This is a genomic window from Pseudomonas asiatica (genome assembly GCF_009932335.1).
Lineage (GTDB): Bacteria > Pseudomonadota > Gammaproteobacteria > Pseudomonadales > Pseudomonadaceae > Aquipseudomonas > Aquipseudomonas asiatica.
On the sequence record NZ_BLJF01000001.1, the window covers coordinates 16,493 to 29,049 of the forward strand.

At 55.6% G+C, this 12,557-nt stretch carries 5 protein-coding genes and 1 pseudogene; 4 read left to right on the top strand and 2 right to left on the bottom strand.

Annotated features, from left to right (window positions below; genetic code table 11):
• Position 1: 1 nt before the first annotated feature.
• Together GYA95_RS00065 and GYA95_RS00070 are read right to left on the bottom strand one after the other, a co-directional pair.
• Positions 2-1,708, bottom strand: coding sequence for a dynamin family protein (locus tag GYA95_RS00065; protein ID WP_003151705.1), 1,707 nt, complete (start codon positions 1,706-1,708; stop codon positions 2-4).
• A 665-nt stretch (positions 1,709-2,373) separates the two neighbouring features.
• Positions 2,374-2,535: pseudogene (locus GYA95_RS00070) on the bottom strand (WYL domain-containing protein); the annotation flags it as partial.
• 252 nt (positions 2,536-2,787) lie between these two features.
• Here GYA95_RS00070 and GYA95_RS00075 point away from each other — a divergent pair.
• From GYA95_RS00075 to GYA95_RS00090, 4 genes are all read left to right on the top strand, one after another.
• The gene (locus GYA95_RS00075) at positions 2,788-5,670 is read left to right on the top strand and encodes an SNF2-related protein (RefSeq protein ID WP_058162726.1); all 2,883 of its coding nucleotides are present in this window, start codon (positions 2,788-2,790) and stop codon (positions 5,668-5,670) included.
• A complete protein-coding gene (locus GYA95_RS00080; protein WP_126593933.1) occupies positions 5,670-8,753 on the top strand; it encodes a TrlF family AAA-like ATPase in 3,084 nt (1,027 codons plus the stop codon). Before GYA95_RS00075 ends, GYA95_RS00080 begins: the two co-directional genes overlap by 1 nt.
• A gap of 78 nt (positions 8,754-8,831) precedes the next feature.
• Positions 8,832-10,829, top strand: a complete 1,998-nt coding sequence (locus GYA95_RS00085) for an ATP-binding protein (protein ID WP_058162724.1) — start codon at positions 8,832-8,834, stop codon at positions 10,827-10,829.
• A gap of 12 nt (positions 10,830-10,841) precedes the next feature.
• Positions 10,842-12,533: a site-specific DNA-methyltransferase gene (locus tag GYA95_RS00090; RefSeq protein ID WP_003151701.1), complete on the top strand. Its 1,692-nt coding sequence runs from the start codon at positions 10,842-10,844 to the stop codon at positions 12,531-12,533.
• Positions 12,534-12,557: the final 24 nt, after the last annotated feature.

Consider the following 12,557-nt stretch of genomic DNA (forward strand, 5'->3'; position numbering starts at 1 on the left):
CTTACTTGTAGAGGTGTTCGTTTGCAGCGGCTTTTACTGCGGTGGCAAGGTTTTCCAGCACAGTGGTCTTCTCGCTGATCTGCGCTTCAAGCTGCAGGCTTTCCTGTGCAATTGAGTCGATAACGTGCTTTTGCTTGGTGATCTGCTCTTCGAAACCGTCGCTGATTTTCTTCAGCATGGCGTTGAGCTGCTCGTCGATGATTGCCGGAATTTTCCCGCGCAGTTCCGCCTTGATGTTGGGGAACACTTCGCCGGTCAGCTTCTGGCGAAACTTCTCGCGCTCGTTACCGCCACCGTTAAACATCTTGAGAATTTCGGGCAAGAAGATGATCACCAGCTCTACCAGCGGATTGACTACGGTAGTGGTGACAGCGAGCACGGTAGAGAGGCTGCGGTAGAGCATGACGCCGCTGTTTTTGTCTTCCTCGGCACGATTGCTCAGGCGTGTCGACCAGTCGCTGAGCATTTCCGTGGTGCGCTCCAGCGAGAATTTGACCTTGTTGGAAAGCTCCTCGCTCCAGTTGCCGCTAATGTCCAGCACGGACATCTGGCTGCTGGTGGCACTGAGGTTGCTGGCAATTCGGTCGACCATGTTGGTGGAGATGTCCTGCACTTCAGATTTGATCGTGCTGGACAGGCTGCTGCGGATGATGTCGGAGAGTGCATTCGACAGGGCACTCGGGTTCTTACTGCTGCCCAAGGTGACCAGCTCGTCGAGGGAGTCGTTAAGGGAGTTGTCCAGGCCGCGGAGGCTACGGTCGAGCATTTTTCCCGAGTAGCGATCCTTCAGGTCCGACTCGACGTCCTTGCGCTGCTCCAGCAGCTTGGCCAGGGCCTGTTCGAGTGCGCGTGCGGTTTGCTCGCTCTCGGCCTTGTCCTTTTTCAGCATGCTCAACGCCAGGTTGATCTGCGCTAGCACTTCGAAGTTCTGGTCTTTGAGAATGTCGATGAACAGACGCGAGAACAACGCGTCGGGCTGCAAGGCGGTCAGCGCGTGCGTCAGTTCCTCGCCACCCCGGTTGCCGAGGGGGATGCTGCGGTAATGCTCGCCGAAATACACCCCGAGCTGGTCGTCGATGTAGGCTTGTACGTCTTCTACCTGGTCGGCGGCGCGCAGGTTGCATTTGCTCAGTAGGAAGGTGAAGTCGGTGTTGTAGGTTTTCAGCTCGTCGAGTTTACGCAGCATCGACTGCGTAATGTTGCCGTCCTCGATACTGGTCAGCACCACGAAGTGCACACCGCGCGGCAGGTAGTAAGCAATGGCCTTGTTGTGGTTTTCCAGCGATGAGCCAAAGCCAGGCATGTCGACCAGCACCAGGGGCGCAATGGCTTTCAGCGCCTCACTGTCGAGGTACAGGCGCAAGTGAGAAAACTCGCTGGAACGACGGTTGATGGTACTCAGTGCTTCAACAGGCAAACGTTCCTGCACGCCGTCGGGCTTGATCGCCAGCAGATAAGGCTCGGAGGAATAACGAAGCTCGGTCGCCAGTTCAGTTTCTGGCGCAATCCCGACCGGCAAGATGTCCTTGCCCATCAGCGCGTTCAACAGCGAGCTCTTACCGGCACTGAAGGCCCCGATCACGGGCACTACAAGCTCGGTTTCCATCACTTTTGGAAGCAATGACTGATCGAATGAAAACGCTTGGTCATTGAGCAGCACCTGCATTTTCTTCAAGTAAGTGGCGAACTCTTTCTGGCTTTCGAGCATGGTGATATTCCTTTAAGTGTTGATGGTCTGCGCGAAGGCATGGCATAGGGTGCACAGAGGCTTATGCGCTGGGATATTCAAGTAATCGCTGGTCTTTTCCCGTCGTGCGAGAAGGGGGCCGGCCCGAGAAGGTTACAACCGCAGTTGCCGCATTCGGGTCGCGTTCAGGGCCGTTCACGAGGTCAGTGCGTCACTGCTTGGCTCGTGGTCTTGTTACAGAAGCGTTGAGTGCAATGGAAGGGGAGGGCAAAGGCATACACACATCCTTGTCTGTAGGGTGTTGATCGCGCATGCCCAATAACTGATGACATATCGCTTCCCGGATGAGATTCCGTTGGGTGACCAATAGATCGGCGCTATCTGTTCTGTCTGTATGATGGCACTTTGATTCAGCATGGTAAACTGTCAACAAAACGCCCATATCCCGAAGTTTTCTTCAGATGTAGCGCTCATTTTCAGGGCCTTGCGCGGAGGTGCATGATTGAAATATTTACCTGTATGCTCAACCAGTATTCAGGCGCTGCACTGTGACTGCGAGCGGTAGGGATAGAACGAAAGCCGGCCAAGCTATTTTCTCGCCAATAAGCATTTGGCCAAGGCTCTATTTTTAGTGATGGCGTATCGCATTTTTGGTGATGCGCCTCGCTTGGTTATCCAGCGAACCGGTAGGTATTGATGTCTTTCGATGCCTGCTGCCGACTGATGCCAAAGCTCTGGATCAGGTGTCCCGTGGTCAGCCGGCCTCCCCACCAGGCTACGGTTTCAATCAGGCGATAGCGAAGGTCTAGGTCCCAGCGAACCTGTTCGATGGATTGCTTGCGTTTCATGCCCTTTCCATATGCTCGATTTCTTTACCTGTATAAGCGTACATTATAGACGTGTCTTTTTTTGCTACATATCGTCTTGCTGTCTGCGGGGTGTTGAGCTTATGGCGGGGGTATGGTTGCGTGGGATGCGGTTTCTATAGGGGCCTTGCTGTTGATAGGGGCAATCTGGCGCAGCTGTGCAAGATGGTTTGCCCGTGTGCTTACAGTTCGTGCGATGATTCACGTTATTTGAGTTGTGTTTGAAGGGATAAGATGGCTTCAGTCCGCCTTACTGAGCACCAATGTCAGTACTACGCATGGCTTCTCACCCGACGAGCGGCTGGCGATTCGGTTGAGTCGCTTGCCTCGACGTTAGTCGACTCTCAGGTGGATCTCAATCCACATCAGGTCGATGCAGCGCTTTTTGCCTGTCGCAATCCCCTGTCACGCGGGGTGATCCTAGCTGACGAGGTGGGCCTGGGCAAAACCATCGAGGCCGGACTGGTGATCTCGCAGCGCTGGGCCGAACGGAGACGGCGCATCTTGATCATTGCTCCCGCTAATCTGCGCAAGCAGTGGCACCAAGAGTTGCAGGACAAGTTCAATCTGCAAGGTCTGATTCTGGAAGCCAAGAGCTACAACGCGCTTCGCAAGCAAGGCGTCGGAAACCCTTTCGTGTTCACCAACGGCCCGGTGCTCTGCTCTTATCAGTTCGCCAAAGCCAAGGCGAAGGACGTCAAGGCCATTGCCTGGGATCTGGTGGTGCTGGATGAAGCGCACCGTCTGCGCAACGTCTACAAGAGCAACAACGTCATTGGCAAGACACTGAAGGACGCATTAGCCCATGTGCATTCCAAGGTGCTACTGACCGCAACTCCACTGCAGAACTCGTTGCTCGAACTGTACGGGCTGGTGAGTATGATCGATGATCGGGTTTTCGGTGATGTCGACAGCTTCCGCGCCCAGTTCGTCAATACCGACAGGGCGCAGGCCTTTGGCGGTTTGCGTCAGCGCCTGGGCAGCATCTGCAAGCGTACTCTACGTCGTCAAGTGCAGCAGTACGTTCCCTACACAGCAAGACGGGCGATTGTTCAGGAGTTCGCCCCCAGTCAGGAAGAGCGCGAGCTGTCTGGTTTGGTGGCCGACTACCTGCGCCGGCCGAACCTCAACGCCCTACCCGAAGGTCAGCGGCAACTGATTTCTCTGGTGCTCTGGAAACTGTTGGCGTCTTCGACTCACGCGATCGCCGGTGCGCTGGATACCATGGCCAGACGCCTGCAGGGTAATCTCGATAAGGCGGCTGAAGTCATCGACCTTACGCAAACGCTGGACGAAGACTACGAAGGCCTCGATGAGTTGGCCGACGAGAGCGAAAAAGAGCCGGATAACGATGAGGCAGTGGCCCTTTCGGCTAGTGAGCGGGACGCCATCGCGGCTGAAATCGTTGAGCTGCAGCATTTCCAGAACCTGGCCACCAACATCCGTGAGAACGCCAAGGGCAAGGCGCTGCTGGTCGCACTAGAGCGTGCCTTTGCGGAGCTCGACCGGCTTGGAGCCGCTCGCAAAGCTATCATCTTCACCGAGTCGCGGCGCACCCAGGACTACCTTCTGTCGCTGCTGGCCGATACAGCTTATGGCGATGGCATCGTTCTGTTTAATGGAACCAATACCGATGTCACGGCCCAGCGCATTTATAAGGACTGGCTGCAGCGCCATGCTGGCAGTGATCGAATCACCGGCTCCAAGACTGCCGATACTCGTGCCGCACTTGTCGAGTACTTCAAGGAGCGCGGCACCATCATGATTGCCACCGAGGCGGGGGCTGAAGGCATCAACCTGCAGTTTTGCTCGCTGGTGATCAACTACGACCTGCCCTGGAACCCACAGCGCATTGAGCAGCGTATCGGACGCAGCCACCGCTACGGCCAGAAGCATGACGTGGTGGTGGTGAACTTTGTCGACCGCAGCAACGAGGCGGATGCACGAGTCTACGAACTGCTGGCCGAGAAGTTTCAGTTGTTCGAGGGCGTTTTCGGCGCAAGCGACGAGGTGCTTGGCTCCATCGGTTCCGGTGTCGACTTCGAACGCCGCATTGCTGACATTTATCAGAACTGCCGAGACCCAGAGGAAATCCGCCGCAGCTTCGAGCAGTTACAGTTGCAACTTTCCGGGGAAATCAGCGAAGCCATGCTCAAGACCCGTCAGGTGCTGCTGGAAAACTTCGACGAAGAGGTGCAGGACAAGCTACGCATCCGTGCCGAAGACAGCAATTCCACTCGCAACCGTTTCGAACGCCTGCTGCTCGACCTGACCCGCGCCGAACTAGACGACTACGCCCACTTTGAAGGTGACAGCTTCGAGCTTCACAGGCTGCCGGCCGGCAGTGCTTCCAGCATTTCCTTGGGGCGTTATGAACTGCCGCGCCGTGGCGGTGAGTCGCATTTGTACCGTCTCGGCCACCCACTGGCAGTCTGGGTGATCGAGCAGGCCAAGAACCGTCAGCTCGATCAGCAACCAGCGGCCAGACTGGTACTCGACTACGCCGCCTATGGTACTCGGATCAGCACCCTGGAGCCCCTGCGTGGCCAGCACGGCTGGCTGACTTTGAAACTGTTTTCCGTCGAGGCGCTGGGGAGCCTGGAGCAGCATCTGGTGGTTTCAGCCGTCACGGCTGACGGTAAGGCCTTGCCCGAGGATGATCCGGGCAAGCTGCTGCGCCTGCCGGCACGTCTGGAACATGGTGATGCAGCAGCCGGAGTGGCACAGTTGGCCAACGACCTGGAGCAGCGCAAGCATCAGCTGTTGGGCGAGATCAACCAGCGCAATATGGGTTACTTTGAGCAGGAAGTCGCCAAGCTCGATGCCTGGGCCGACGATCTCAAGCTGGGCTTGGAGCAGGAAATTAAGTCAATAGATAGTGAGATTAAGGAGTTGCGTCGTACAGCGGCAACCGCGGCGACGCTGGAAGAGAAGCTCGGCTACCAGAAGCAGCAGCGTGAGCTGGAAGGCAGGCGCAGTAAATTGCGCCGTGAGCTGTATGCCCGCCAAGATGAGATCGAAGAAGAACGCAACGCGCTGATAGATCAGTTGGAGGCTCAACTTCAGCACCATGTGGTGGAGCAGGCGCTGTTTACTGTGGAATGGGAGTTACTTTGATGTCAAATAGGGAAATGGCTCGTGGTTCGGCTTGGCGCCAGTGGGATCTGCACGTACACACGCCGGCCTCCTTCCACTGGACGGGCAAGAAGTTCGAGGGCGATCTGTCATCACCGGAAAATCGGGCGCTGATCGATGAAATGATCAATGCGATGAATGCTGCCGAACCTGCCGCATTCGCAATCATGGACTACTGGACGTTTGACGGATGGTTCGCGCTCAAGAACCGGCTGGCCGAAGCTGGCGCGCCTGTGCTGAAGAAGACGGTCTTTCCGGGAATCGAGCTGCGACTTTCCGCCCCGACAACTAAGCGCCTCAACGCACATGTCATTTTCGCGGAGACTATTCCCGACCACCATCTGCGCGAGTTCTTGTCTGACCTGAAGCTTGAGCGTACGGACAGGTCCGTGTCCAAGGAGTCTCTGATCGACCTAGCGCGCGGCACCTCCGACGACATGCTCATGAAGAAGGGCCACAAGAAGGTTGCTGTTGATAGCGATGCTCAAGAAGCCCTGATGGCAGGGTACAAGCTGGCGGAAGTGAAGGCCGATAGCTACAAGGCCGCCATCAAGAAGGTTCCTGACGGACAGGCCATCGGCTTCATGCCGTTCGATACGAGTGATGGCCTGACGGAGGTGAAGTGGGAGGACCACTACGCCTACTTCCTCGGTCTCCTTGAGTCGTCTCCCATCTTTGAGTCACGGAATGCCGACCTCAGAACTGCGTTCCTCTGCGAGGAAACGCCGAAGAACAAAGCTTGGATCGGCAACTTCAAGCATGGCCTCAAGAACATCCCAAGGCTCGTCGTCTCCGGCAGCGATGCGCACTGTTTCGTAGGCGTGGCAGGTGACAACGACCGCCGCGGGTACGGCGACTTCCCATCAGGTAAAAAGACCTGGATCAAGGCTGACCTGTCTTTCCACGGACTCAAGCAAGCAATCCTGGAGCCGGCCAAGCGGTCGTTTATTGGGGAGAAGCCCCCTAAGCTCCAAGCCGTGGAGAAGAGCAAAACTCACTTCATTGAGTCAATCGAAGTCGCCAAGACAGGCACTAAGGCTGGTATCGGCAACTGGCTGCACGGTTGCGATCTGCCGATCAATCCGGACCTTGTCGCCATCATCGGCAACAAGGGCAGCGGCAAGAGCGCTTTGGCCGATGTCATCGCGACCCTTGGACATTCGCGGCAAGCAAAGCACTTCAGTTTTCTCAAGCGTGATCGCTTTCTGGGCAAGAGTGGAGATCCCGCACGTCAATTTACGGGCACTCTGACCTGGCGAGATGAGAGTATCGAGGCTCGTCCACTTGACGAGCCTCCGACAGAAGACAAACAAGAGCTGGTTCGATACATCCCTCAGAACTACTTTGAGGAGCTTTGCAACGATCACGTCTCTGGCAAATCGGACGCCTTTGAGCAGGAGCTGCGGGCCGTCATCTTCTCTCACACCAATGATGAGATGCGTCTTGGCGCCCTCGATTTCGATCAGCTGACTGAGCAGCAGGAGCAAGCGCTGAGAAATCGACTTGGTGAATACCGCAAGGAGCTGAGGATCGTCAATGCCACCATCGCGCGGATTGAAGATCAGCTGCAGCCGATTGAGGAGAAGAAGTTGACGGACCAGCTGCTGGTCAAGATGCGGGAGATCGAGGAACACCAGAAGATCAAACCCGCGGAGGTTGCAGCACCGCCTGAAACGATGGAGCCGGAGCAGAAGCAAGCAGCTGATGCGCTTGAGGCCACGGCTCAGAAGATCGACGCCTCCACCAAGCGCACGCAGGATATTCAGGCGGAACTCATGTCGATCGCCAAGAAACAGAAGGCTCTCGCCAACGCGAAAGAGCAATTGCGACTACTTCAGCGCTCCTTCGATCAAACCCAGCAGCAAGTTGCCCAAGACCTCGAGCTCGCGGGCTTGAACTGGACCGACGTCGCGAAGTTGGATATCAAGACTAACTTGCTCGATGAACGGTCCTCTGTCCTCACAGAACAGCAGTCGACTCTTCAGGCCGAGGCGGGCACTTTGGCCGGCGCCCTCGAGACCCTCGGGGAAGAGAAGAAGGCCCACGCTACCAAGCTCAACGCCCGTCAGCAGCAGTTCGAAACATACCAGCACCAGCTCGCTGAGTGGACTAAGATGCTGGATGCCCTGGCCGGCACGCCGACGGATCCAGACACTAAGGTGGGCTTGGAAACCAGACTGGCCCAGATCAAGAAGCTGCCTGCCAAGCGTGAGGAACTGCAAGCTGCACGACTTCAGCTGACGGCCGAGATATTCGACTCCTTAGATGCGCAGCGGAAGGCGCGAGAAGAACTCTTCAAGCCAGTGCAAGACTTGATCAAGGCGAATGACTTGATCCGCGAGGATTACCGGCTTCAGTTTCAGGCGACGCTGGCCGCTTCGGCAGAGGCCATCGCAGAGCGCCTCTTCGCCTTGATCAAGCAGACGTCAGGGGTGCTGCGTGGCCAAGACGAGGCGCTGTTAACAGTCACGAAGCTCTTTGATAGTCACGACTTGAACATCAAGGAGGGCGCCTTGGCTTTTGCGAAGGCCTTACATGAAACCCTTGAAGAGGCGGCCAAGGGACCTGGTGCTGGGGTCGGTATTGCCAGCCTACTGAAGAAGGACCAATCGGCCGTTTCGGTCTACGACTTGATTTTCGGGCTCGATTTTCTCGAGCCAAGGTATTCACTGCTCTTCCAAGATACGCAGATTGAGCAGCTGTCTCCTGGCCAGCGCGGCGCGCTTTTGCTGATCTTCTATTTGCTGGTGGACAACGGCAAGACGCCCATCATCTTGGACCAGCCCGAAGAAAATCTTGACAACGAAACCGTGTTCCGTCTCTTGGTTCCGGTGCTAACCGAGGCCAAAAAGAAACGACAGATCATCATGGTTACCCATAACCCGAACCTGGCGGTGGTCTGTGATGCAGAGCAGATTATTCATGCATCCTTTGACCGAGCCTCAAGCTGCAGCATCAACTATGTGTCTGGCTCATTGGAAAACCCACTACTGAATAGTGCAGTTGTGACCGTACTGGAAGGCACCAAGCCTGCATTCAATAATCGCTCTGGGAAATACCACTAACATGCTCTTATTTGGGCCTGCGCATATTTTCAAGCTGGGTGCTGATAGTGAGGCGTCACGCCAGGGAGAAAATCAGTAGTGCAAGCTAACATTAAAGGTCTGGTAGACCGGCTGGAGCTTTCCCAGGCCAAGGCCATGATGCCTCTCTATGAGGCCATTTCTAATGCCGTCGATGCTATCGAAGAGCATCAAGACGGCTTTAGCAACCACTCGATTCGTATTCGTCTGGTTGCTTCCCATGATCTCGCCCACCAGGCCGGAGACGGGACGCTGATCGTAGACGGCTTCGATGTCATTGACGACGGCGTCGGCTTCAATGACAAAAATCTGGCCTCTTTTAAAGAGGCCCACACGCTGTCAAAGGTGAAGCTTGGTGGGCGAGGTGTTGGCCGTTTTACCTTTCTGAAAGTGTTCTCATCCGTCCGCATTCGCAGCGTCTTCAAGCGCGAGCGGCAAGCCTTGCTGCGTGAGTTCGACTTTAGCATCGAAGATGAGCTTAAGGGCGCGGATGTCACGACCGAGGTCAAACTGACCCCAGGCACGACGACTTCTCTGCGGGGCATGAACGAGAAGTATCGCGCTGGGTGGCCCACACAGCCCGAGATGATTGCCGAGCGCGTGATAACGCATTTCTTGATCCGTTTTGCGGCCCGCTCCTGCCCGCCGATGACGCTGGAATTACCTGGTCACGCGCCGATTGACCTGCACGCACTGTTCCAGTCGACGGTGCTGGCCCACATTGAAGAGCAGTTCTTCGATGTGTCCGGCCACACGTTCGCCTTGCAGGCCTATCGACACCGTGATGGCCGTTCGCGTCATGAGCTGAACCTGTGCGCCAACGGGCGTGAAGTCACCACCACCAAGCTGCGTGATCTGCTGCCGGAGCTGCCAGAGAAGTTTCTGGATGACGAGCAGTCGCCGTACACCCTCATTGTGCTAGTGACCGGGGAGTATCTGGACGACCACGCCAACCAGGAGCGCACGCGGATCGCGTTCCAGAGCGATGAAGAGCCCGAGTTGGAGCAGACGCTTGTCTCTCGTCGCGCCTTGAACCAGGGCATCACCGGCGCATTGCGACCCTTGCTCACTGGCGACCTGAAGTCAACCAATGAAGAAAAGCGCGTCCAGATCGAAAAATTCGTCGAACAGGCGCCCGAGTACAGGGCGCTGACTCATCCACGCTACCGAGAAATCATTGAGCAGAGGATTCAACCTGGCTTGTCAGACGAGAAGCTGGATGAAGCGCTCTTGCATGTCAAACGGGACGTTGAAGACAGTGTTCGCAAGGATCTGCGTCATGCGGCCACCTACTTTGAGAGTGAGTCGTTTGAACAGTACGCCGAACGCTTCCAAACGCTCGCCGAACAGGCTAACGAGCTAGGCAAGGCTGAGCTTGCGAAGTACATCACTCATCGTCGGACGATTCTTGACCTGATGTCACTGAGCCTCAAGAAGCGACGCTCGGACAACAAATACCCCCTTGAACGGGTTTTGCACAAGATGCTTTTCCCCATGGGTGTAACTTCGAAGGATATTTTTTTTGAGCAGCAAAACCTTTGGGTGATTGACGAACGACTTTGTTATCACACGCTGCTCACCTCAGATAAGAAACTGAAATCGATCGAGGGCCTTGAAGACACTTCCGGCAAGGAGCCCGACATCTGCGCCTTCTTCTACGACACCCCCATTGGTGTACGGGAAGAAGAGGACTCCACGGGGGCGATTGTTGTAATTGAGTTCAAACGCCCCGGCCGTGACGACTATCAGACGGATCCCGCCCAGCAGATCATCAAGAGGTTTGTCGAGATTCAAGAGAGCAAACTAGACGACGTGGATGGAAGACCCATCAACGCACGTGGCATTCGGTTTTTTGGCTATTTGATTGCAGATTTAACGCCTTCTCTAAAGCGAGAGATGCGCATGAACTATCACGAGTCGATTGACGGCGAAGGCTATTTTAAGACGCTCACAGGCGGCAACGGATACGTTGAAATAATTTCCTATGACAAGCTTATAAAAGACGCAGCGCGGAGAAATCGCGTGCTCTTCGAGAGGCTTGGTCTGCACAAGAACTAAGGTGTCACCACAATGAGCAAGCAAAAACTCGAACTCACCTGGATCGGCAAGGACAAGCGTCCCAAGCTGGAACCGCGCATTCTGCTGGAAGATCCGGCGAAGTCGTATCACTCCAGTCATCGCATGACGGAAAACGATATCTTTGATAACCGGTTGATATTCGGTGACAACCTCCTGGCTCTGAAGGCGCTGGAGCAGGAGTTTTCCGGCAAGGTGAAGTGTGTGTTCATCGATCCGCCGTACAACACCGGCAGTGCCTTCACCCATTACGACGACGGGCTGGAGCATTCGATTTGGCTAGGCTTGATGCGGGATCGACTGGAGATCATTCAACGATTGTTGTCGGAGGATGGGTCTTTATGGATCGCTATTGATGATAATGAAGGGCATTACTTAAAGGTCTTGTGTGACGAGATTTTTGGACGTCAGGCATTTATTACATCAATGGTCTGGGAGAATTTTTATGGTCGGAGTAATGCTGCGGCAATTTCTCCTGCGCATAACTATATTCTCCTGTATTCCCCGATGGGTCAGGATTGGAAGAAGGTCCGAAACCTTCTTCCTCGTGGAGAGGAAAGTGCCGGTAAATATAAGAATCTTGATGGTGATCCACGGGGGGCTTGGCGTCTGGGGCCAATATTCGCAGGTGGTGAACGTCATGATGGGCTTATGTACACAATTAAAACTCCGTCAGGGAGAGAGGTGCGCCCTCCGAAGGGAAGCCATTGGCGCATGCTAGAGGACCAATTTTGGCGAATGGTTGATGAGGGTAGGATCGTTTTTGGTGAGAGTGGCGACAATAATCCGGCCGTGAAGTTGTTTTTGAGTGAAGTCCAAGAGGGGTTGGTGCCCAGGACTTGGTGGCCACACACTGATGTAGGGCACTCTCAAGAGGCTAAGCGAGAGATTCAAGCCCTTTTCCCGGGAGAGATCCCTTTTGATACTCCCAAGCCTGAGCGCTTGCTTGCACAAATTATAACGATTGCGACCAACCCAGGAGATGTTGTACTCGACTCTTTCGCTGGCTCTGGTACCACTGGCGCAGTTGCGCACAAGATGGGGCGCCGCTGGATCATGGTCGAGTTGGGTGAGCACTGTGATACTTGTATTACCCCGCGTATGCAGAAGGTTATCGACGGAACCGACCAAGGAGGTATCAGCAAGGTGGTCAACTGGCAGGGCGGCGGTGGCTTCCGCTACTACAAGCTGGCCCCCACACTGATCGTCAATGACCGCTGGGGCAATTCGGTGATCAATCCGGAGTACAACGCCGCCATGCTGGCCGAGGCACTGGCTAAGCTGGAAGGCTTCACCTATGGGCCCTCGGAAACCCACTGGTGGATGCACGGTCATTCCAGCGAGCGCGATTTCATCTACGTCACCACCCAGAACCTGTCCACCGAACAGTTACAGGCACTGGCCGATGACGTGGGGGCCGAGCAGAGCCTGCTGGTTTGCTGTGCCGCCTTCCACGGCGTGAACGCTGCTCAGGCCGAAGCACGCTGGCCGAACCTGACGTTGAAAAAGATCCCCAAGATGGTGCTGACGCGCTGTGAGTGGGGCCACGACGACTACAGCCTGAACGTAGCCAACCTGCCGCTGGCTGAGCAACCCGTTGTCGCGCCCGAGCCAGTGAAAGAAGGCAAAAAGAGCAAGGTCGCTGAGCCGGCACAAGCCGCGCTATTTGGTGAAGACGAGGCGTGATGCCTGAAAGCCGCGCAAAGCCTG

Coding starts and splice junctions, on each gene's coding strand:
- GYA95_RS00080 (WP_126593933.1), top strand. CDS start 5,670: ATGTCAAATAGGGAAATGGCTCGTGGTTCGGCTTGGCGCCAGTGGGAT.
- GYA95_RS00075 (WP_058162726.1), top strand. CDS start 2,788: ATGGCTTCAGTCCGCCTTACTGAGCACCAATGTCAGTACTACGCATGG.
- GYA95_RS00065 (WP_003151705.1), bottom strand. CDS start 1,708: ATGCTCGAAAGCCAGAAAGAGTTCGCCACTTACTTGAAGAAAATGCAG.
- GYA95_RS00090 (WP_003151701.1), top strand. CDS start 10,842: ATGAGCAAGCAAAAACTCGAACTCACCTGGATCGGCAAGGACAAGCGT.